This is a genomic window from Stieleria tagensis, assembly GCF_024129865.1.
Classification (GTDB): domain Bacteria; phylum Planctomycetota; class Planctomycetia; order Pirellulales; family Pirellulaceae; genus Stieleria; species Stieleria tagensis.
The window spans coordinates 1-23,265 of record NZ_JAMYFE010000050.1 but is presented as its reverse complement, the minus strand read 5'-3'; the positions used below and the strand labels follow the sequence as shown (position 1 = coordinate 23,265).

The 23,265-nt window shown below is 56.9% G+C and carries 17 protein-coding genes and 1 pseudogene; 7 read left to right on the top strand and 11 right to left on the bottom strand.

Annotated elements, in window-relative coordinates; translation table 11 throughout:
* Positions 1-10 precede the first annotated feature (10 nt).
* The 4 genes from NHH03_RS12865 to NHH03_RS12850 all read left to right on the top strand — a co-directional run bounded on the left by NHH03_RS12865 (position 11) and on the right by NHH03_RS12850 (position 4,308).
* Complete coding sequence (locus NHH03_RS12865; RefSeq protein ID WP_253156701.1) at positions 11-1,483, top strand: DUF1501 domain-containing protein; 1,473 nt, start codon at positions 11-13, stop codon at positions 1,481-1,483.
* A gap of 5 nt (positions 1,484-1,488) precedes the next feature.
* Positions 1,489-1,665, top strand: coding sequence for a hypothetical protein (locus NHH03_RS12860; RefSeq protein WP_253156699.1), 177 nt, complete (start codon positions 1,489-1,491; stop codon positions 1,663-1,665).
* 5 nt (positions 1,666-1,670) lie between these two features.
* Positions 1,671-2,504, top strand: a complete 834-nt coding sequence (locus NHH03_RS12855; protein ID WP_253156697.1) for a biotin--[acetyl-CoA-carboxylase] ligase — start codon at positions 1,671-1,673, stop codon at positions 2,502-2,504.
* Positions 2,505-2,565: 61 nt separating this feature from the next.
* Positions 2,566-4,308, top strand: coding sequence for a hypothetical protein (locus tag NHH03_RS12850; protein ID WP_253156688.1), 1,743 nt, complete (start codon positions 2,566-2,568; stop codon positions 4,306-4,308).
* Positions 4,309-4,319: 11 nt separating this feature from the next.
* On the opposite strand, the gene NHH03_RS12845 is transcribed toward NHH03_RS12850, so the two are convergent.
* The 9 genes from NHH03_RS12845 to NHH03_RS12805 all read right to left on the bottom strand — a co-directional run bounded on the left by NHH03_RS12845 (position 4,320) and on the right by NHH03_RS12805 (position 16,673).
* Positions 4,320-5,570, bottom strand: a complete 1,251-nt coding sequence (locus NHH03_RS12845) for a DUF790 family protein (protein ID WP_253156686.1) — start codon at positions 5,568-5,570, stop codon at positions 4,320-4,322.
* A complete protein-coding gene (locus NHH03_RS12840; RefSeq protein WP_253156684.1) occupies positions 5,567-7,006 on the bottom strand; it encodes a DEAD/DEAH box helicase in 1,440 nt (479 codons plus the stop codon). The genes NHH03_RS12845 and NHH03_RS12840 overlap by 4 nt, the downstream gene beginning before the upstream one ends.
* 90 nt (positions 7,007-7,096) lie before the next feature.
* Positions 7,097-8,773 (bottom strand): alpha/beta hydrolase, encoded by a 1,677-nt coding sequence (locus NHH03_RS12835; RefSeq protein ID WP_253156682.1) that lies wholly within the window; start codon positions 8,771-8,773, stop codon positions 7,097-7,099.
* Positions 8,774-8,846: 73 nt separating this feature from the next.
* Positions 8,847-9,941 carry a hypothetical protein gene (locus tag NHH03_RS12830; RefSeq protein ID WP_253156680.1) on the bottom strand — a complete coding sequence of 365 codons (1,095 nt, stop codon included), beginning with the start codon at positions 9,939-9,941 and terminating at the stop codon, positions 8,847-8,849.
* Positions 9,942-9,954: 13 nt separating this feature from the next.
* Positions 9,955-11,367, bottom strand: coding sequence for a hypothetical protein (locus NHH03_RS12825; RefSeq protein WP_253156678.1), 1,413 nt, complete (start codon positions 11,365-11,367; stop codon positions 9,955-9,957).
* Positions 11,368-11,375: 8 nt separating this feature from the next.
* A complete protein-coding gene (locus tag NHH03_RS12820) occupies positions 11,376-13,847 on the bottom strand; it encodes a hypothetical protein (protein ID WP_253156676.1) in 2,472 nt (823 codons plus the stop codon).
* A 32-nt stretch (positions 13,848-13,879) separates the two neighbouring features.
* Complete coding sequence (locus tag NHH03_RS12815; protein ID WP_253156674.1) at positions 13,880-14,779, bottom strand: ABC transporter ATP-binding protein; 900 nt, start codon at positions 14,777-14,779, stop codon at positions 13,880-13,882.
* A gap of 89 nt (positions 14,780-14,868) precedes the next feature.
* The gene (locus tag NHH03_RS12810) at positions 14,869-15,297 is read right to left on the bottom strand and encodes a GntR family transcriptional regulator (protein ID WP_253156672.1); all 429 of its coding nucleotides are present in this window, start codon (positions 15,295-15,297) and stop codon (positions 14,869-14,871) included.
* A gap of 461 nt (positions 15,298-15,758) precedes the next feature.
* On the bottom strand, positions 15,759-16,673 hold the full coding sequence (locus tag NHH03_RS12805) for a ZIP family metal transporter (protein WP_261364254.1): 915 nt from the start codon (positions 16,671-16,673) through the stop codon (positions 15,759-15,761).
* 244 nt (positions 16,674-16,917) lie between these two features.
* Here NHH03_RS12805 and NHH03_RS12800 point away from each other — a divergent pair, with 244 nt between their 5' ends.
* Entirely contained in the window at positions 16,918-17,352 is a 435-nt protein-coding gene (locus tag NHH03_RS12800) for a Fur family transcriptional regulator (RefSeq protein WP_253156669.1), read from the top strand.
* Positions 17,353-17,392: 40 nt separating this feature from the next.
* The gene (locus tag NHH03_RS12795; RefSeq protein ID WP_253156667.1) at positions 17,393-18,919 is read left to right on the top strand and encodes a sulfatase family protein; all 1,527 of its coding nucleotides are present in this window, start codon (positions 17,393-17,395) and stop codon (positions 18,917-18,919) included.
* 10 nt (positions 18,920-18,929) lie between these two features.
* Here NHH03_RS12795 and NHH03_RS12790 read toward each other — a convergent pair whose 3' ends face one another.
* Positions 18,930-20,795 (bottom strand): sulfatase family protein, encoded by a 1,866-nt coding sequence (locus NHH03_RS12790; protein ID WP_253156664.1) that lies wholly within the window; start codon positions 20,793-20,795, stop codon positions 18,930-18,932.
* 292 nt (positions 20,796-21,087) lie between these two features.
* Here NHH03_RS12790 and NHH03_RS12785 point away from each other — a divergent pair, with 292 nt between their 5' ends.
* Positions 21,088-22,188 (top strand): deoxyribonuclease I, encoded by a 1,101-nt coding sequence (locus tag NHH03_RS12785; protein WP_253156663.1) that lies wholly within the window; start codon positions 21,088-21,090, stop codon positions 22,186-22,188.
* Between the two features lie 506 nt (positions 22,189-22,694).
* On the opposite strand, the pseudogene NHH03_RS12780 reads toward NHH03_RS12785, so the two are convergent.
* A pseudogene (locus tag NHH03_RS12780) lies at positions 22,695-23,265 on the bottom strand (circumsporozoite protein-membrane associated protein); the annotation flags it as partial.

Here is a 23,265-nt window from a genome sequence, read left to right as displayed (position 1 = left end):
CGATTCGTTCTTGACTTCACGACGCGCGCTACTCAAAGCCGCCGGTAGTTGTGGCATGATGACCAACACCTCGTTGATGGCGACGCTGCTGAATTTGCAAGCGACGAAATCGATGATGGCCGCCGAGACAAACCCGACCGGCTACAAAGCGATCGTCTGTCTCTTTCTGTCCGGTGGAAATGATTCGTATAACATGCTGATCCCGAATGAAGGGGATGCGACCAGCGGCGAATACGGCCATTACCACACCATTCGTGGTGGCTTTGATGATGGGGTCAACAATGATGGTGGATTGGCAATCCAGCAGAGCGCACTGCTACCGATTGCCGGACCGGATTCCCGCAACTTTGGGCTGCATCCCGGACTGGCGGCCCAAGAAGGCGCTGACCCGATGGCCGATCCATCCACCACTGGAATCGCCGGTTTGTACAACGACGGTAAACTGGGATTTGTCGCCAACATCGGCTCCTTGGTCGAACGAACCACCCGCGAAACCTACAACGCACGAACGGGTTTGCCGATCGGTTTGTTCTCACACGCCGACCTGCAACGGCACTGGCAAACCGGATTCCCGCAATCGCGCAGTCAGATCACCGGTTGGGGTGGTCGGATGGCTGACCTGTTGCTCAGCACGAACCAGAATCCGTCGGTGTCGATGAACATCTCGCTGGGGGGAATGAATTTATTTCAAACCGGCAGCGATGTCGTGCCCTATGCCATCGGCAGTGGTGGTGCGACGGTCGTTCAGGGGTACTCGGCGGATTTGTCGACCAGCAGTCGTCAAGACCGAATGTACACGCGGGCGATGGATAATATTCTGGACCAAACCTACAGCGACCTGTTGGCCAAGTCATTTGCCGAATCGACGCGGAACTCGACCGATGCCGCGCTGTCATTCAACGATGCCACCGAAACCATTGCATTGACCACCGCCTTTGCCGATGAAAGCCCCAGTCGCCACCTGGAAATGATTGCCAAAGTGATCGGTGCCAGAACGCAATTGAATCAGACCCGGCAGATCTTTTTCGTGAACCTTGGCGGTTGGGACAATCATACCGATCTATTGACGGCTCACGAAACCAATCTGCCGCGGGTCAGTCGCGCCCTGAAGTCGTTCTATGATGCGACGGTTGAACTGGGCGTTGAAAACGACGTGACCTTGTTCACCGCTTCCGATTTCGCGCGGACACTGGGATCCAACGGCCAAGGCAGTGATCATGCCTGGGGCGGAAACCAGATTGTGATGGGGGGCGCTGTTTCCGGCGGCCAAATCTACGGTGATTTTCCGGCCGAACTCACCGCTGCAAATCCGCTGAACCTGGGGCGTGGACGCTTGATTCCTACCACCTCGGTCGATGAACTGGCCGCTGAGCTTTCGCTTTGGTTTGGTGTCGGTAACAATCAAGATCTGGAGACGATCCTTCCGAATATCCGAAATTTCTATGCGACGGGCGCCACCGGGTCACCCCTTGGGATCCTTTAGATTCAATGTCCTATGACGACGAAGACGACGATTTTGATTACGATGACTTCGTCGATCGGGAATTTGGCCAACCGCTGCGTTCGCGTTCGGTACCGTTGCACTGGCAAATCGTGGCGATGGGTTTGGTTGCCTTGTTTCTCATTTTTGCTTGGATGTCAGCCGGATTTTGGACGCCGTTTTAAATTGCGTGGGTGATGTTTCACCGCTTCAACGCCAATCGCTTAGTGAGCTGATCGAATCCGGCCTGCTCGGTTCGGCGCACTACAGCGAAACGACCGGGTCGACCAACAGTGACGCCCTACAGGATCTACAGTCCGGTCACATCCCTGATGACCAATTGCCGCGATTGTACTTGACCGATCGCCAAACCGCCGGTCGTGGTCGTCAGGGCAATGTTTGGAAAAGTGTCGGTGATTCGCTGACGATGTCATTGGTCACGACAACGGAAATGACGCTACCGGGTTGGGCATTTCTGTCGCCGGGTGTCGGTGTCGCCGTGGCCCGAGCCATTGAATACGTTTGCGCACCTTGCCGAGTCGGGTTGAAATGGCCGAACGATATCTGTGCGCTGGTGATGTCGCCTGGTGGTTCTGAATGGGTGCCGCGGAAATTAGGCGGCATCTTGATCGAAACCGCCGCAGCGATCCCGGAGCGGACCGTGATCGGGATCGGTCTGAATCTCAGTCAGACGCCACAGTTGGATGGTACGGATCAATCAGCCCATCCCATCTCGTTAGTCGAATTGACATCGCGCGCGGTACAGCCGGCCGATGTGTTGGTCGCCGTGATCGAGTCGCTGGTCGAATCGATCACCAGTCTTTCGCAGCGTCCCCATGAGGTCTTGGCGGAGTATCGGTCGCGCTGTGTGCTGAGTGGAAAGAGTCTATCGTTGAAACAGAATGATCAGCTCATTCACGGCGTATGCTGCGGGATCAGCGACGACGGTTCGTTGGAATTGTTCATCGATGGTCAGCGTCGATCGTTTCGTAGCGGTGAAGTCCGTCGGGTTCGTTCGATCTAGTGGGCTGGTGACCGGTATGAAAGGTGTTCGGTCCTACCTGTCGCTGCGATTGATTGCCGTCATGACTTTGTACACCGCGGTCATGCTGTGGGTGATGCCACCGAGCGGTGACGCACTGCTGAGTGATGATTGGGACTATTCGATTTCGGTGTTTGATTGGGGCCAAGACGGTCGGCTGACGATTTCAGATTTTCCCTCGATGACATTGATCGGGCATCTGACGTGGGGCAAATTGTTTGCAATTCTGTTTGGAAACCATCACGTCGTGCTGCGGATTTCAACCATGGTGATGGCATGGGTTGGTGCGTTGTCACTGTACCGTATCGCTCGAATCGCTGATGCGACGCCCACCATTGCCACTGGCATTGCAACGCTCTATCTGTTGAATCCAATGATTTTGTGGTGCAGCTATACTTTTTTGACAGACATCATTGGTTGTTCGGTGATGTTGTTGTTTCTGGCGACGGTCGTTCCGCGGTTGCCGTTGTTGATCCGGCAGGATGTTGAGGGTGTGGATTTGCAATCGCCCCGCGGTGGTGCAGTGATTGGGCAACTGATTGCAATGGGGGTTTTCACAGCCGGCTGTTATCTGGTGCGGCAGACCGCTGTGATTCCGGCGTTGGCCTGTCTGGTCCTGTTTGTGCCCCTGATGCTGAAGGGGCGATTGAGTTGGCGGCGCGGATCGGTCGTGTTGTTTGCGTTTGCCGTCCCGGTCATTTGTTTTTGGATCTGGATCACACAATGGCATGGTGTCCCGTTGGGATTCGAAAAACAGATGTTGGGTTTGGGTCAGTTGACGCATCCCAAGATCGTGTTGATGAAAGTGATTCGTATTGCGTTGACGATTGCGTTCTATCTGTCGCCACTGGCGTTGGCGTGGTGGGTCGGTCGCGTGCAGCGTTCAGAACAAGCGTCCTGGCGGGCTTGTGCGCCGGTGTTGTTGTCCGCAGTGGGGCTTGCTGCGGCGTTATTGTTGCTGCCACCATTGGCAACGGCGCGACTGTATTGGGGGATCAGCGCCGTCGATGAATTGGTGGGTGATTTTCCCCAGGTGATGGGACTGCGCCAATCGTTGTTGCCGGTGACGATTGATTGGGGACCATTGCAGAGCAATCTGTTTGATCTTGTGGTCATCCCGTTGGCATCGCTGTCAACGATCTGCCTGCTGAATTGGGCGCTGGTGTCACGCGACGAATTGCGTCAACCAGTGAGTCTTTGTTTCAGCGGCGGAACTCCAACGATCTGCGCCGTTGGGTTTGTCGCAGCGATGGGACAGTTGCTGCTGTTGTTGCTGATTTGGAACTTATTTGGACGCTATCTGGCACCGCTGATGTCGCTCTGTTTGGTCGTTCTGGCCACACAGGTTGCTGTGCGAGTTACAGGGGCGAATCAGCATCAGTGGGGGATTCATGTTCCCACGTTTGCTGTTGGATTGCTTTTGATGGCGACTTATTCACTGGTCACAACGCACGACACCCGAGCTCGATTTGAAGCGGTTTGGGATGTCGCCCAAAGGCTGCGTGGTTCTGGCGTGGATGTGTCAGAAATTGACATTGGGATGCCGTTTCGTGGGACGTACCAGTATCGACCCGAATTGGCGAGTCTATTACGCAAGGAAAATAAAACGCTCGGTCAGCTTTCGATCAGGCAGCGCCGCGAACTACTGCGCGGCCGATCGACCGGTCGTTATCAATTGGCGTTGGCTGGCGAGCAACCGAGCGATGCGGTGGTGATCGAAACCCTGACGCCGGCAACTTGGTTGCCAGCCGAGCCATGGGTGCTGCTGCGATTCGCGGGACAGTGATCGTGGTGCGGCTACAGGACGGCTTGGATCCAATCCGCGCCTCGACTTTTTTTGTCAAATCGGATGATCGGGATTCCCAGATCGGCTAGCTGTGTCTGTCCACTGGTCGGTAGCTTTTTGGGAATGATCAGCAACCATTTGGTTTGCATCTGATGGTCGGACGAGGCTGTGGATTGTTGTGTGAATTGCTTGAGACGCAAACATTTTTCGGCCAGGTATTCGGGGGTCCAGAAGCCGACGACTTCGACATAAACCAGAATGTTGCGGGTATCGTTGCGCAACGAGAAGTCGGGCGTCATCACGGTTTGGCCTTGGTATAACAATTCCGCTTCATGTCCCCATTTCCAACCATCGACCGGTGCTGATTTCCAGGCCGCATCGACATCGTGTTCCAGGCCGGAATCAAATGCATCAGGGGGATCCAATACACTGTGTAATCCGTCGCTGGGTGAGAGTTCCATGCGCATCATGCGGCGGTTGGGTCCGATGATTTGGGCTTTCATTCTCCATCCCTCGCAGGCCAAAAGCTTGGGCAGCAGGGCGGCAAATCGCACGCCATAGCGGCTTGTTTCACGCAGCGATGACTGGGCGCCGTCGAGTTCGAATCGGAACCCGTCCGCCGGTCGTTTCAGCCGGGTGATGCGATGCATCAGTCCAGCGAGTTTTGCGTGTTTCAAAATGGTTTTGAAGTCGGACGTGGCATCGATGCAAACAGAGGTCGCACGATAGAGCGCGGCTTGGGTTTGAGCGACGTTGTATAGCGAGAGTAGCGACGGGGGTGTCAGTTCAGACTCAAACGCGGTTAACGGCTGCAGTTCGATCACATCATTGAACAATGTGGATTCAATCTGAGCCCATGGGATGCCGATTTGGGCTGCGATGCGGGTCCTGGCTGCATGCAGTTCGTTGTCAAAAATGCCCTCGGGCGTCTGCACGATCGGATGCAATGGAGCGGCCAATTCAAAGACCCGTCGGCGGAGCGCCACGGCGGCTTTGGGATCGCTGTCGTAGGTCGCTTGGTCATCCAGCAATTTGCAAAACGCAGCGACACGGCGTGGGGGACAGCCCGGCAATCCGGAAAAACAGGCCTCGGCTCTCGCATGCACCGTTTGGCGGATTTCGCCCAGGCTGTGGCCATAGACCTGCAGTAGGCGGCGTGCGACGTCGATGTAGCAGCTGTCGCGTCCGCGCAGCAAGCGATCTGCGATCACCGTTCCGCTACGAAAGTCGTATTCCACGATGCTGTGTTCGCTGCGGATCATCGCTTGATTTGGTAGGCAGCGTTGCGGCGCCGATCACGACTGCGTTGGACTTCGTTGGTGTCATCGACAACCACTTCATAAAGCGTGGCGCGTTGGCCGCCGCTGCCCTTTCGCAGCACCCGGCCGAGACGCTGAATGGCTTGCCGCTGGCTGGATAATCCGCCCAGCACGATCGCCGTTTTGACCTCCGGCAAATCAACACCTTCGTCCAGCACTCGATTGGCAACCAAGACCGGATAACGCCCTTCGGCAAAGCCCTGTAGCCATTCCTGGCGTTCGCGTTTGCCGCAATGCGATAGCAAACACGGGACCAAAAATCGTGTCGAGATTTTTCTGGCCATCACATTGGAACCGGTAAACACGATCACACTTTGGCCGGTGTGTAGCCGGAACAGGTCTTCCAGGATTCGCAGTTTGGATTCGGCTTGTTCTTCGACGCGACGTTTGGCCTGGAAGGCTCGCATCGCTCGGGTCGCATCGGTGGCTCGCTGGGAATCTTCACGCACCATGCCCGATAACTTGTAGGTGTCGTCCCATTTGAAACGCGGGTCGATCTCCTTTTGATCGAAGACGAACTTTTGGATTTGTTGTGAGAGTTCACGATATCGCTGACGTTCCTGCTCGCTCAACTGAACTGCGATCCGCTGCACGCTGTAATCGGCCAGCGATTTCCCCGACGCTTCACTGATCGATTGTCGATAGAGCGTCGGTCCGACCAGCTGTTGCAAGACCGCCAGACGTTGGTCGTCGCTGGGCAGGGTGGCGGTCAATCCTAGTCGGCGGTCGGCGATCGACATTCTGGCGGCATCACTGCGCCAGGGGCCGGCAAGATGGTGGACTTCATCAAAGATGATCATCTGGAAGCGGTCGCCGATCCGCGGCATGTGGATCGCGGCACTGTCGTAGGTTGTCACACTGATCGGACTGACACGATGCACTCCGTCGCCGATCAGGCCGGCATCAATTCCGGTGGCCTCCAGGATCTTACTGTGCCACTGGTACATCAGGTCGCGGACCGGGACGACGATCAGAGTGCTGCATCGATTGCGGATCATCAATTCAATCGCAACCACCGTCTTGCCTGTTCCAGTGGGCATCACCAGCAATCCATTACCGCCGCCCTGTTCAAAGGCCTCGACCGCATCGATCTGGTCACGCCGAAGTTTGATGCGACGATGGTCGTTGATTGTCAGTGACGTCTGCGTTTGCCCTGCGTCGCGTCCAACTTGCCATTCCAATGTGCCAGCGAGTGAATCGTTCAAGCGTTGCCGGATTGCACCGGCGAACATTGCGTCGCAGCGAAAACAGGCTTCGCGGGGGTCCCATACCAATTCCAGGTCAGTGAGGACACGCTGCACAAATTCATCACTCATCCCGAACAGACGAACGGTCCCCTGGTGAAAATCAATCCGTGCTGGTCGTGATTGGTCCGGCATCAAAGTCGTGAATTGGCCATGCGTAGAGCGTGCGTTGAAAGTGGCACCTGTCAGTGTAGCAGCAGCATTTCGAACCATCTATCGACGGTGCTAGTCGTCACTCTCGGCGAATCGTTTCATCACCGTGTCGATCAGTTGCTGGTTGTCCGCGCTGTCCCATGCATCAGGATCCGTGACTGCGATCCAGGCGTTCAGATAGCCTTGTGGCGAGTAATTGTGGCCGTAGCCTAGCGGGACAGTGGTTGCCATCGGCAAATCAAATGCAATTTGCAAGGCCGTCACGATCGGGTACCAGACCAGATAGGGTGACACATCCGGGCCGCGCCGATCGGTCAACCATTCCGGTTGACGCCGCCACAGATCGGATCGAAAGAAAACCATCGGGTCGCTGGCATGTTGCAGATAAACATTGCGAATTTTGCCCCACGGCCGATCGACATCCAATGAATTCAATCGGCCTGTGAAACGCAGCAACCGCCCGTCTTGGAATTTGGGCAACCAAGCCGGTGACCCCGCCTGCCGCGATTCTGTCATGTTCGCCCACTGCGAACTTGGAAACGGCGGCCCGCTCCAAACGGCGCCCTGTATCGGGTCTTCTAGAATCGTGTAAATGTCAGCGGATTGCTCTGATCCGAGTGCCCCCAGACTGAGTCCGAACAAATACAGTCGTGGTCGGGAGTCTTTGGGAAGTGTCGTCCAATGATCGTAGACCTCGCGGAACAGATGACGCGCCGATCGAATCGAGCGCTGCGGGTCGACCAGGATCGTGATCCAACTGGGCAAGTAGGAATATTGGGTGGCCACAATTGCCGTGTCGCCGGCATGCAAGTATTCCAATGTGTCGACCGCACTGGGATCCAACCAACCGGTTCCTGTTGGGGTGGCAACGATCAGAACGGACCGGTCAAAGGCACCCACGCGTTTGAGTTCCTGCAGCGCCAATTCGGCACGCTCCTGTTCGCTGTCGCGTGAACGCATGCCGACATAAACACGAATCGGTTGTTGCTCGGGTGGTTGGCTGGTTTTTATTGCACCCCATAATTCTGCGATGGACTGTGAGGTGGGACCGTCGGTTAGAAATTTTTTTCCCTGACGGCCGATCGAATCCCACTGGACCAACGATTCCTCACTGCCACAGGCCAAGGGGTCGGTGGGCATTTCCATGCCTTCTTCGATCAGTTCATCGGCCCGCAACGAGACCGAATCGGCCAGTGCCAACAGGCCCCGGGCCACGACACCATTGACCAAGAACAGCGTTATGAATCCGACCAAAAGCCCACTGGTTGCCACGGCGACACGGGGCGGCACGTAGCGGTTGATGCGTCGAAAAAGGAACATGCCACAAGCGATCAGGGTGCGCGCCGCTGCGATCAATACCGCACCGAACACGATCGCAATCAGAGCCGCCCGAAACGGATAGGCTGTTTCCAGGTCGGGCATCTCCATCAATTTGCGGATCGAGTTTTGCCAAAACGTCATGTTCCGCAAACAGACCAGGAACGTGGCCGCGACCAGTACCGTTGTGATACGTTTCGAGAAATATTCCACGCCGCGACTCGGCGAGGGCAGTTCAAAGAACTGGTAACACCAAACCATCACCACACCCAGACCATAGCCAACGGCCAGTGCAAATCCGGACAGCAGACCCTGGGTTACATAGTGTCGCGGCAGCAGAGAGGGTGTGACCGACGCAGCAAACAACAAGGCGGCGACGGCTAACCCGACAAAGGAAAATCCACGGTAATAGCGAAGGATTCGATTCTTCACGCGCGATTGTGATCCGGCCACGGGGTGTCGGTGTCTTCCAACCGATCATGATAGGCCAATCAGCATGATGTCACTACGGCAGTCTTTCCGTGGCAAACTGCTGTGAAATACGTTGCCATTGGTCATCGCTTTCGACGTGCTCGCGCAAAATCAGGAAGGTAACACCACGCCGGGATGTCATCACCAGAGCCTGCTCGCTGATTTCGGTACGCTCGAATTCCCGCAGCGGGATTTTCGCGCCTTGGAATTCCGTTCGCCACGCCAATTCGGTATCGCTGATCCAGCCCGACTGGTCCCACGTGATATCGTGATGTCCGACGAAGTACATCCGCCAAATTCGAATCGAAGACACGATCGTGAACAGCGTGTATGCGGCGCACAGAATCATGATTTCCGTGTGGTCGGAGTGCCAGGCCAACGCGGTACCTGCGACGCCGGCCGCGACGGCAAGCGTTTCCATTACCGCTTTGCTTTTTAGGTCGGCGGTTTGCAGCGACTGGCGAGTGCTAATGCTGCCAGCAAATCGAACTTGATCCGACGCGTCGTCCCCGGTGAGCGGCCACTGCGACCAGCCGTTGGTCGTGTCGGCTTGAGTTTTCCATGCTTCGATTTGACGACGTGCGGCAGGGGCATCAAAGTGATCAAACAGTCGCTCGGACAGAGCCAGGTAGCGATACGGATTGGTGTCGATCGGGACACGGATGCCGGAATTGTGAACCAAAATCCCGAGGTGCCAGTTTGCGGCAAACCAATGGGTGCAATCGCCGTCATCGAACACCAATCCGTCGCTAGCGAATCGGCCTTGTGCAGGACCCAGCAAATCCGGATGACGTTTCAGTTGTCGACGGGCACGATAGCCTGGTCCTAAAATGCGAATCGCAACGTAGGACAGGGTTAGCAGAAACAGCAACATCGCAAACGCAATGACGGTTTCGTGGCCGCTTTGCAATGTCGCGACCATATAGACGCATACCCCAGCGGTCATCAACGTGACCGGCGCCAGCAACACCAGCAGGATCATGACCAGCCCCCTGAGTAACCGCTGCTGCGGTAGCAACGCGATGTAGTCGGTCTCGCTGATTTGACCCGCAAACGACAGTTCACCGGATTCGAGCGGTCGGGCGGCGGCAGTCGGAATCGGTTGATAGGGATTGAGGTCCGATTCCATTTCCAAGCGGCGGCTAACGAATGGTGGTCATGCGGTACTGTTCCAAGATGGACGTCAGTGTATGTGCTGGGGTGTCGTAGATTTCAATGTTGGTGTGAATTTGTAACGGAAATTCATGAGCGGCGTTTCCCAGTCGTGCTGCGTCGTCGTCAACGACGTATTCGAAGGTGTTGTGATTTAGGTCCTGGCGATCATCGACCGCCAATCCGACTTTGGAGAGTTCGTCGAGCGTATCGGGGAAGGAGCCAAATTTGGATTTGTACAACGCGATGGCAACGGCGGTGCGCGCGTGTCGCCGCTCATTGGCAACTTTGGCGAACAACTTGGCCAGCCAAGCTTTGGAGCCATCCATCCGGCTCATGCTGACCTCGTTGCTGTAAAGCGGGAACTGGAGGGCCGCGTCGATTCCTCGCCCTCTTTCGTCCCAGTATTCGGTTTGTATTTTGAGGGCTGTATTGATCGCCCGTGGCGTTCCGATGCCACCCATCTGCTCCAGTCGATTGTATTGGGTCAACCACTCGACGCGGCGGCTGGGCGCAATGGTTTCGACATAGGTTGTCGAGTCGTATTCTTGTTCCAGCTTGGCATCGTCCAGCCAGGGCGCGCGCGCCAGTTGTTCGGATTCGATGGTTTGTTGCCATCGCGATTGGTCATTGATTTGCTTGCCCACCGAGTCGCTGATCGTTTGCAAATCAGTTTCATTCCACAAGTCGTGCTGCAGCGAAATTTCAACCGCACGTAGGAATGAAAATTCCTGTGACAGCCTGCGCTGTTCCCAGCCGACGCGCGAGGTACTGATCGGCAGAGCAACAAATTGGTCGTACAGACGCAGTGCAGAGAGGGCCGGTTGGGTGTCTGGTTCCGCTGAATTGGCAGCGGATTTGAGCGCCGCGTGGAAATTAATTCGCAGCAATCCGATGAGTTGTTCAATCCGATAGACATCGTTGGTCCAATCGTTTCTATAGCCAAAATCGCTCGGCAGCCAGATCGCCGGACCGGTTAAATCAAGTGTGGCGAGTGCATCGACAATCGGTCGCGCTTCGTCCAGGTACTGCGTGACGTATTGATCCACCGGTTGTTCGTTTCGGGTCTCGTACCAAGATTCCTTCGCCGGGTCTTCGTCATCCGTCCGAATCAAACTCGACACGCTGCGATATTTCGTGTCGAGCGCATCGACCGCGTACAGAATGCTACGCAGGGTGGCGGTTTGCTGTGTGGATGTCGTGGATCGATAGTGTGTTTCTAGCGGGCAGGCCGTGTTGATGATGTCGGCACCAAAGGAATCCAGCAGCATCGGTTTGATTTGGGCTGCGTGACGTTGCCAGGAAACAATACTGCAAATCAGCAAGATGCCGAGCAGCAACAGGGGCAACGCGATCAGTCCGATCAGCGTTCGGTCGCGAGAGGTGGTGGTAGTGGCATTCATGGTTCAGATCACTCGGCGTCGTTGGATGTGGGGCTGTTATCGGGGTTGGCAAATTCCCAGTCTCGACCCCAAAGCTGTGCGTAACCGGTCAGTTGTCCGAGGGTCATCGTTTCGATGGCTGGCATCGCCCGCATCCGTTGTCCATAACGGCTGGATGAAAAGATGCCGCCGGATTGATTGAAGTCATGAACGATGTGTAGCCAGCGGTCGTCGCCAGAACGGTGTTGCGATTGAGTGGCGCCGTCCAGCAACGCCATGATGTATTGTTCATACCGCCGTGGTTCGATCCAGGCGATCAGGCCGCGTGGTTCATGCTGCAAGTAGTCGGCACGCCAATTGGTTCGTTCATTCTCGCTGGTTAGTTTCCCATACCACTGGGCTAAAACGGCACGTCGGCGTGCTTGAGATCGGCTAGCGGGGGTTCCCAGTGCGGCGTTTACCAGACGCACGGCCGCATCATCGGAATGCGGTTTCATCTGGTCCTGTGCCAACGTGTCGATTAGCAAAACTTCCATTCGATCGGCAGCCTCTTGGTCGCTTAGTTGGGTGCTTTGGCGAAGCCCAACCAACAATTTTGCCGTAGCGGTCAGCCAAGGTTTGAAGGTGTCAAATGCATCTGCCTGGTCGGCTTGTTGCCATCGCATTTGAGCGCGATGAAAGTTTCCATACCAGACATCGAGCCCCCAGTAATCGACGGTCGCCGGCGGTACCGATCGCAGTTGGTCCGCATCAATCGGTCGAATGATTTCCGTCGGATCGACCGAGTAGCCGTTGAGCGAATAGGCGATGTCCTTGATCGGGTCGCGTTCAAAATCAAACGGCCGTTCGTTCGATGGTTCAATGCCACGGATCGACACGCCGATCGGTTTGCGAGTGGTTCGCTGGATGATTCTGGCTTCGTCCAGCAATTCGGCGCGTTGGTTGGCCGCCATGTTTGGAATCGACCCAATCCGCCAGGCTGCGGATGCAATGGGCAGCATAAAGATCAACGCGACAACCAATCCGCCGACCACAAACGTTAGCGGGCGGTCGCGGGAATCCATATAGCGACGCATCATGAAAAAGGTTGCTGCGACCGGGGCCAGGGCACAGATCACCAAACCGCCCAGCGAAAAACCGAGTTGGGTGAAGGAGAAGAACAGCCAGCCCGCGATGATCGCCGCCAAGATCGGGGCCAGGATGACCGATAGAATCAACGTGCGTACAAACTGACTGGTCCACTGGGAAACCGAATACAGTACCGCGGCAAACACCAGCAAGGTGATCAGCGTGGGTAGCGTTTCGGCAAAAGCGGAATGATCATCGTTGTGTGGTATCGCCAAATTCCATAGGCCATACAGAATCATCGCCGCCGCCAGGATTGCGAGTGGAACCGCGTGCAAGGCCAAGTAGGTCAGTCGCGGTGACACGCCCCGATCGGCCAGGAAACGCACGCGTTCGGCTGAACCGTCATGTTTGAACACCCCGACGCCCAGCCAGCAGATCGCCAGTGGTGCCGCCAACAATAGCGGCGGAAGTAAATTGTCAATTCCATTGAGGTACCTGATCGATGCCAATCGCATCGCTGCGAATAAACTGATCAAGATCATGCCGGCCAAAATAGCCAGTGAGCCGCTGGCCGAATGGATGGATTGCCAAATGATCGGCGCGATTCGAGTGCCAAACTTGGGGGCAGTTCCATCGGCAAGGATTTGGGCCGGCGAAAGTGCCGAACTTCCCAGTTTCGATAACGCAGGGGCTGCGTCGGCGCCCAGTGCATGCAGTGCGGTCCAGTAGGTGAGCGGGGCAATCACCGCAATGCCCAGCAGTGTAAAGCCTAGATTCATCCAATCGAGTTCGCTGTGCATCAGCGGTCGGTCCAGGATGCCACCGGTGATTGATGTCATGATGATCGGTGCAAATGCCAGTGGGATCAGCGCGACCAACGAGTAAAACTGGTTCTTGATCCGCCAGGCCACGTAGAAGCCGGCCAGCAAAATGTACAGGGAGTGGACGATCCAAACCGGGTAGCTGAAGGGATTGGTTGAATAACTGGTGCGGCCGCCGATCTGCCACGGTGATTCCGTTGGACTGCCCAAGCCGAAACCGACGATCACGAGGCCGGCAAAGCACCACATCGCCGTCAGCCCTGCCAGGGCCACCAGGAACTTGGTCATCAGCAGTCGCTTGGCAGTGATTGGCAACAATGAGAGCCACTGTAGCGTTCGCTGCATCCTTTCTTGACCGACCAACAATGGCCCAGCCCCGGTGGCGAACAAACCAGGAAAGACCAACATCACGACTTCGTTTGGCAGTCGTATGCCCGCCGATCGAATCAGGGCTTCGGTGATGATGTTCAACAAAACAATCATCAAAGCGACAATAATCAGCAGCAGCACCAGGGGCGCCAGTTGCCGAGTCTCTTTCCACCAGAACCAAGCGGTCGAGGATGCCTCGTGACGCGTGGTAGCGGTTGTTTGCAGGGTTGCGTCGATGGTCATGAGTAGCAGATAGGTTGGTGTAGCGGTGCGACTTAAACCAGTTGGGGATCGGTCGTGCAGGCGACAAAGATCTCTTCCAATGTCGCGACTCTCGATCGCACCTCCGTCACGCCAGGGGTGTCGCGGATGGCTTGGACCATGCCCGGTTCCAACCCGCGAACGTACAGTTGCCGCGAACGCCCCGACGATTCTTCCGAGAGGATCTCCGCCGGTTCCGGTGGCGATGCGATCGCCCGCAATGGATCGTCGGTGTCGATGACCAATTCGTGAATTGACTCACGTAGCTCGTGCAGCGGGCCGTGCAGGCGGATCTTGCCGTGGTGCAAGATCGCGATCGTATCGGCGACCCGTTCGACCTCGCTGATTTGGTGGCTCGATAGGAACACGGTTCGCCCGGTCGCAGCCCGATCGATCATCGACTCCAGAAAACTGCGACGGACTTTGGGGTCTAACCCGCTGGTCGGTTCATCCATGATCAACAGCGATGGATCATGGGCGAGTGCCAGCGACAGCGCGACCTTGGCCCGTTGGCCTTTGGACAGGTGGCGAATTTTCTGGTCCGGCCGAATCTCGTAGCGACGGATCGCAGCTTCGTAGCTGGGTAAAAACGTCGCGTCATAAAACGATGCCGTGAACCCTCCGATCTGGGCCACAGACATCCAGTCGTACAAGGCCGGTGCGTCGGAGACGTAGCCGATGCGTTGCCGGACGCCTTGAGGATCGACCAGCGGGTTGATGCCGCAAACGGTACAGGATCCGCTGGTCGGTTTTTGGAATCCGGTCAAGATTCGAATCATCGTTGTCTTGCCGGCGCCGTTTTCGCCCAGGAGGGCAAAAACCGTTCCCGGCTGGATTTCCAAATCGACGCCCACCAGCGCGTCGCATCGTCGAAAATGCATGGTCAGTGCATCGGTGGTGATGACGGGGTCCATGGCGGCTTGATTGTGATTGAGGAAAGATCGAGTAGAAAAGCAGTTTCGGGCGGTGTGGGACGAACCGGCAGGCGGCTGCGTCAGCAGGCTCAAGGGTCGTCGTCGTCGACCGGCGCGGTGGCCAGGACGGCCGGCTCGGTTTCACACAGTTGACCCAGGTGCGCGTCAACAAAGGTTTTGATTTGCTTCTTGGCCAAGCCTGCATGCCAGGCCTCGGCCAAGACCGCACCGATGCGTTCGTTGAGCACCGATTCGCGTTCGCTGCGACACAGTTGGACGGCATCGTCGCGAACCACCATGCCGCGACCACGGAGCGTTTCAATCACTCCATCGGCCTGCAGCTGGTTGAACGCGCGAGCCACCGTGTTGGGGTTGAGCGCGACTTGATTGCTAAGCGAGCGGACGCTGGGCAATAGCTGACCTGGGCGAATCGTCCCGGCCGCTATCGCAAACTTGACCTGGCGGACGAGTTGCAAATAGATGGCGACGTCGCTGTGAACATCGATCGAGAAAAACATGGCTGGACCATCAAAGGGGGGCCAGTGATTGAGTGTGCTATCTAGATAGTACGGTGTGTCGGCAAGCGAGTCAATCGTTCATGAAAGATTTTTTCCCAGCCCGCCGGTTAAGGCAAAAGAAGAGCCCGGGCAGCGAACCGTAAGCGAGACTTGGCTCGCGATCTTCGCCATAAGGGCTTTGAAGTTTTGCTTTTCCGCGGGTCATTGTGTCGCCCGCTGGGCTTAGGAAAACGCTGGCCTCAAAAAGCGTGAGCGAGGGATCCCGCTGATACCCAAAATCCCTCGCTCACGCGTCGGGCTACCAAAAAAACGCAACTTCTAAACTGGCGCGTCGGGTTGCGATAAGAACGCATCTTCAAAACGACGGCATCATCTCACCGCCAGACCGGAGCGCACCCGAGTCTTTGGAGTTCGGTGAATTCTCGCGGGCAGGGCTGTGGCACTTCTTGTTTCGACGGATCTTAGAAGTGGTGGTTGTGGCCGGGTTGGTCGTCGGGGCCGTGCGAGTGATCGTGGCCAGGTAGGTTTTCGATACCGATTGCGATCACGACGCCTAGGAGCAGCGCGACGGTCAGCTTGACTCGGTCGTGATCGTGGAACGCGACCTCGGGCAGCAGATCGGCCAAGGCGATGCAGATAAAGAAGCCTGCCGAAACAGCCAGGCCCCAGCCGAGGACGTCAGAGCCGTCCAGGACGGTGGTCGCACCGAGGTACATCAGGAAGGCACCCAGCGGACAGGCCAGTGAGAACAGCATGCTGGCCAGTCGTTGTGCCCCGGCGGACCAGCCCTGTTTGCTCATCACCGATGTGATCGCGAACGAGTCCAAGGGGATGTGTAGCGCGATCACGAGGAAGGTGCCGATGCCGGCCAGCCCGTACCAAGATCCATGCGAAGCATCCGCGATCACGCTGCTGGCCAGGGCGACGCCATCGATCAGTGTGTGCAGCGCAAGACCAAAAAAGACGCCTGCCCAACCAAATCGCTTCGACGGTTGCTGGGCGGCGTGCGAATGCCCGTCGCAATCATGTCCATGATCATGATCATGGACGTGCTGTGGCGCTGCCTCAGCCGCCCTGGATCGCGAGATCGGACCGCCATGGTCATGTGTGTGGAACAGCCGGATCAGCAGGAACATCGACACCACGCCGATCAGTGCCCCCATTCCTGTTTTCGACGAGGACTGCAGCAGTTCGCCTGCGTGCGGCAGCAAGTGCAGCATCGCGATCCCCAGCATCAAACCGCCGACACCACTCATTAGCAGTTGCGTCCGCAGGTGCGTCATCTGAATCAAATCAGACAGCCGTCCGCCGGCGTTGGACGCGGCGAAGATGAAGACGCAGTAGACAAATAGCAGGGCAGCAGGTGACATAAGCAAAGCGGCAAAAGTCTTGCGGTGAAATCAGCCGCGGTACCCAGGCACGCGCGGTTCGCTCGGGAATGACACGCAATCACGCTCCCGTTGGCCGGCTTGGTTGGTCGCGACCAACGGCGGCAGGCAGCAATGGTACGCCAGTCGGATCGAGCTGGCTATGGGTAACAGCACTGCACTTGCAACTGAATTGCAACAAGATAGATTGTTGCAAAGATCATTCCACCGACCAAGCACTCAAGGCGAATGGATGGACGCATCACTCGGTGCAGTTCAAACCGAAATCCGAGCAACCGGAATGCGGGCGACACCGGCGCGAACCGCGACGTTGATGTTGTTGCGGCGGTCCGCTGCGCCGATGACTCATGCCGCCGTTGCCGACCTGCTTACCGAAAGTGGAATTGACAAGGCGACTGTGTTCCGCAACCTGAATGATTTGACTGATGCCGGATTGCTGCGCCGGACCGAACTGGGCGACCACGTTTGGCGATTTGAAGCGACCAGCCAAGGCCGCGACGATGACAGCGGGCACCCGCACTTTTTGTGTGTCGACTGTGGTACGGTATCCTGCTTGGACGACGTCAAACTGACCGCCGGCAGTTTGCGACGCAGTTCCAAAATCGGTGAAGTCACGGAGATTCTATTGCGCGGTCACTGCAATGATTGCGGCAGTACGGATTCCTGACTGCTTTTCTCCCTTTCCTTCTGACGTGGGCATCATCGCCATGATTCGCCAGTGTTTTCTGTGGGGTTTGATTGGATGGTCGGTTTCTGCACCGGCTCAGCCGCCCAACATCATTGTGATCTATACCGACGACCAGGGATTCGGTGACGCGAGTTGCTTGAACCCGGACGCCAAGTTCAAAACACCCCATCTGGATCGACTGGCCGCAGAGGGTGTCTCGTTCACCAATGCCCATTCATCGGATTCGGTGTGCACGCCGTCACGCTATGGATTGTTGACTGGTCGGTATGCCTGGCGAACCCGTCTGAAGCAAGGCGTGATGGGAGCCGAGGGCGAATGTTTGATCAGTGACTCACAAGCGACGATCGCTTCCGTTTTGAGAGACGCCGGGTATCGAACGGCGATGGTAGGCAAATGGCATTTGGGAATGGACTTTCCGGGCACCAACTACAAGGATCGTGACTGGAGCAAGCCGACACAGGACATGCCGCTGGACAAAGGGTTCGACGAATTTTTCGGCATCCCCGCATCGATGAACTACGGCGTGCTGGCCTGGTTCGAAGGCCGTTATGCCGCGGTCCCGCCGACAGTATTCACCGCTAAGAAGGCCAACCAGCGCCACTCCGATTACCGCATCATGCCGCCCTACCAAGATTCGCCTCAGGCGACGCGGCAAGCGATCGGCAAAATCGGGATGGAGGTTGCGCCGGACTTCATCGACAACCAATGTCTGACCCGATTCACCGACCGTGCGATCGATTGGATCGATGACCATGCCAGCGGCGAGCGGCGTCAACAACCGTTCTTGATGTACCTGCCGCTGACGTCGCCGCACTATCCCGTTTGTCCGCTACCGGAGTTTTATGGTCAAGGCGAATGCGGCGGTTATGGTGAGTTCGTGATTGAAACCGATCACCACGTCGGCCGCTTGCTGAAATTTTTGGACAACGCAAAACTCAGCGACAACACGTTGATCGTTTTCACCAGTGACAACGGTCCCGAGAATTCGTGGGCGGCACGTGCAAAGAAATTTGGTCACCACAGCAATTATGTTTTTCGCGAAGGTAAACGCTCGGTTTACGAAGGCGGACACCGGGTGCCATTTTTTGTTCGCTGGCCGGCCGGGATCGACCGCCCCGGGCGCGTTTGGGATCGGCCGATCGGGCAAATCGATTTGCTGGCCACATTCGCCGAAATTGTCGGTGCGAAATTGTCCGCCGATGCCGGAGTTGATAGCCAAAGTTTTGCCGCGGTGTTGCAGGATTCAACCAGCGACCACACGCGTCTGCCGTTGATCAATCATGGTGTCAAAGGCCGGTTTGCAATCACCGACGGGAATTGGAAACTGGTGATGCCGCACGGGAAAGCAGGCCGCGAGCTATATGATTTGGCCGCGGACCCCGGCGAGCAATCCGACGTTTTGGACCAGCATCCACAGCGGGCTGCGGACTTAGAACGCCAAATCACTCAGATCGTGCAGCGCGGGCGAACGACCCCGGGCCAGCCGCAGTCCAACGACACGGGGTACTGGGACGATTTGACGTGGATTGACCCGGGCGACAAGTGATTCGTGGCCGTCACTTCAGCTCGATCGAGTCGATTTCGACGATGGTCGAAGGGGCGCCGGAAAATTGCAATCGCAACATTGTCACCGGTTGGTCCCACTGAATCGGGAACCTCGCGATTTGTTGGCCCGCCCCAGCAACCGTCTGTGATTCTGTTTCACCGACAGGCGTTTGGTTGTTCGCTGCGGACAGTGACACCGTTGTGTCGTCGGTTGATGACATACGGATCACGAGATCGCCTTGGTTTTTTTTGGGGTCAAGTTTTAACCCGTCGCGAACCAGAACCGCCTGGCCGCCGGCGAGTTTGAAATCGAGGAAGCCGAGTCGGCCGGCGATGTTGCCGACCGCGTCATCGGTGGCTTGCCAGCCTTCGGTTTGCCAACCGCCGCAATCAAACGAAAACATCAGTCGGCCGTCGTTGGGATCGCGACCATTGATGCGTTCCCAATCGTCGGATAACCCGTCCCCGTCACTGTCAGTGCGAACGGATTCGTACTCCGGATTGACACCTTCGCCCCACTTTTGACCATTAGCTTGGTAGGTCATTTCTGCGTCGGATTCTTCGCCGATGCCGGCATCGCGTTTGGCCAGCCAGGCGTCTAGCAACTCACGATGTTGCTGGATCTGGTCGGCATACTGTGGATCATCGATCAGGTTGTTGATCTGACTGGGATCCGTTTGCACATCATAAAACTCTTCGGCCGGCCGCTCGCCGAAATAGATCTCGATCAACTTCGGTGACAGTTCACCGGACTGATACAGATCGTGCAAGTTTTGTAGGAACGGTCGTCCGTCGCGGTACTGTGGTTGTAGAAAGATACGGTCGGTTTTGTAGTTCCGCGTGTAACGAAAACGATCCGTCCGAATCGTACGGACGCGATCGATGGTATGGTCCAATCGGTCTTTGGCTGCTGCGACAAAGCTGCGCGGTTTGACGTTCGGGTCAAATAGTCGTTGGCCTTCGTACCACTGGGGTTGATCGACACCGGCCCAGGCCAGCGTGGTGGCGGATAGATCGAGTAGATTGACCAAGTCGTCTCGCACCGATGGTGAGGGCACATAGTCGACCGGTCCGGCGATGATGAACGGCACGTGCAATCCGCCTTCGGTAGGCATTTGTTTGTGACGGACCAGGTTGTTGGCGCCATGGTCGCCGAAGTACACGACGATCGTGTTGTCCGCCATTCCCGATGCTTCTAAACCGCTGAGCACCTCACCGATGAAATCGTCATCCTTGCGAATGGCGTCGTAGTGCTGGGCGACGGTTTCGCGGTAGAGGTCGTTTTGCGGATAGTCTGGCGGCACGGTAACCGTGCTGGGATCGACCTTGCGTGACTGCGGAAAATTGTTGGTGTTGTTTTTCCCGCCGGCTGTTTGAATCTGTCCAAAGAATGGTTGATTGGATTTTAATTCGCTCCATTCAATCGCTGCACGATTCTTTTTCTGTTGAGAATAATTCGCCGTAGGGTTCCACACAAAATTGTAATCGTCTTTGCCATAGTTGAACGTGAAATAGCCACTGTCTTTGACCAGTTGCGGCAACAGTTTGAACCAGGGCGGCAGATGCAGTTTTGCCGGGCCGCGACTGGAGCGGTGTTCGTGGGCGCCGAATCGAATTTGATTCATGCCACCCATCAATGCCGAACGGCAGGCCGAGCAAACGGGGGCGGGGACATAGGCACGGGAAAAGCGAACTCCCCGCTGGGCCAATGAATCGATGTTCGGTGTGTGGCCTTGATTGATCGGGTCACCGTAGCAGCCCATCCAGGGCGAGGTGTCTTCGGCAAACAGCCATAGGATGTTGGGGCGATTGGCAGCTGTGACGACCGTACCAAGCGATGAAAATGCGACTACGATCAGGAACCGGAAACAATTCATTGTCGACCAACGGGGGCGGGAGGGCGTGCAGTGGGAATCGCCATCGTATTCGACCGGCCGCCACAAGACAAAGATTCGCGTTGTGAGCTTTCTGTCAGTCGTCCGGATGGCCCCTCGCCTTCTACGGGGCGGCAATCGGCTTGGGCTGGAACCCGGGCAGGTGCTGGGCCGATGAATGAAACGTGGCGCTGCGCCCGCCCGAGACAGACGTTTTTTTCCGCCTCTTGATGCGTGATCCTGCCGATGCGGGGCGCCACGGCGGCCGAGCCTTTGAGCGTATCCTTTTCATACGATGGACGATTCAAGACGATCGATTCCGATTTTTAAGTTGATCGTGATTTGCGCGATGATCGGCGGAGCTGTCTATTTCGCCAAAAATTTCAAAGTGAAAGGGCTGGACGGTCTGTCGATCCATCCCAAGACCAGCGCGTTGGCCGATCCGAGTGCGGCATCGGATCAACTGAGTTTTATTACAACGGAGCCCGGTTTTTCCGGCGACAATCCGTTCTTGGGCAGCGAGTTCGCAACCCCATCACCGTTTGCCGCACGACCGACAGGAGTCGACGACGGCATCGCTCCGCCGGCCGGTGCAGCGCCCCAGCCAGCCGGTCGGGGTCAGCCATTGCGAATCGGTTCCTGGGCGCTCAGTGGGTTCGGGCCAAGTAAATTGGCGAGTGACCATGCTCGGATCCATTTGGTTCGGATCATTCGCAAGTTTGATGTCATCGCATTGCAACAAATCACTGCGGCGGAGCGCGACTTGGTGCCCCGACTGGTCGATGCGATCAATGAGGGCGGTCGCCATTTCGATTTTGTGCTGGGACAGCCGACCGGTCCGAGTGATCGATCAGAGCAACTGGCTATCCTGTTCAACATCGATCGTGTGAACGTGGATCGAACACAGACGTACACGGTCGCCGATCCTCACAACCGTATGACTTACGACCCAATGGTGGCTTGGTTCCGCGCCGCCCAGCCGCCGACGAACCAGGCCTGGACGTTCTCGGTGGTCAACGTACGCATCCATTTGGCGCGGGCAGCCGCCGAAGTCGCGGTGTTGCCCAATGTGTTTGCATCGGTGCGACAGGACGGTCGAGGTGAAGATGACGTGGTGATGGCCGGACTGTTTCAAGCCGACGATTCTTACTTGATTCCTCGCATCATGGGTGCGGAGGTAGTGGCCGCGGTCAGCAGCGCAACGACCGACATCTTCAACCGACATCAAACCTGCAACGTATTGGTCGACCGAAACCACACCAGCGAGTACCTCGGTCGCGGTGGGCCACACGACTTCTTGCGGATCGACAATCTGAATCTCAGTCAAGCCGAAGCGATCAGCAGCCACCTTCCCGTCTTTGCCGAATTCACTCTCACCGAAGCCGGCATGCAGTAGGCCAGGTGCAACCTGGCAGGTCCTTCGTTGGCAGCGGACGCCAGGTTTCACCTGGCCTACTGGTGTGGGCGTCTTTGTTGAATCCACTATCAGCGAAGTCGTGATGCAGTAGGCCAGGTGCAACCTGGCGGGTCCTTCGGTTGGCAGCAGACGCCAGGTTTCACCTGGCCTACTGGCGTCGGCGTCTTTGTTGGATTCACTGTCAGCGAAGCCGGCATGCAGTAGGCCAGGTGCAACTTGGCAGGTCCTTCGTTGGCAGCGGACGCCAGGTTTCACCTGGCCTACTGGCGTCGGCGTCTTTGTTGGATTCACTGTCAGCGAAGCCGGCATGCGGTAGGCCAGGTGCAACCTGGCAAGTCCTTCGTTGGCAGCGGACGCCAGGTTTCACCTGGCCTACTGGCGTCGGCGTCTTTGTTGGATTCACTGTCAGCGAAGTCGTGATGCGGTAGGCCAGGTGCAACCTGGCGGGTCCTTCGGTTGGCAACAGACGCCAGGTTTCACCTGGCCTACTGGCGTCGGCGGAAGGCGTCGAAGGCGTCGCGGATTGCCGGGGGGGCCTGGCGGCGGTTGCCGGAGTCACGCAGATTGCGCAGCGAATCGGCGTCGCGGCGCGTGCTTTGACGTGGCGTTGGATTCGCTTGCAAACCCAGGCTGCGCAGCGCGTCTTCCATCTCGTTTGCCGCAGCAGCGTCTGGCGTGCCCGGATCGATTTGCCGGACCTTTTGCCAACGCTCACGAAACCGTTGCAAGTCCGCAGCGGTCCAGTTCAAATCGTCTAGTAGATCTTGATCCACCTGATCGCGCGTCTCGTCTAAATAGTCCAACACCATATCGGTGGCTTTCTTGGCGTATTCCAAGTCAGGTGGCGGAGGTGTTTCAGCCGCCGCGTCGGATTGCGATTGTCCCATCTCGCCGCCCTCGCCATCGCCAGCTGCCGAGGACTGGGGAGATGCATTCGGTTTGGCAGCTGAATGGGAGGATTGAGGTGACGAAGCGTCACGCGGCGAACCCATTGGGTCCCCCGCATCACTTGAACCTTCCGAGGACTCTCCAGTCTCATTGCCGCCGGATTCATTG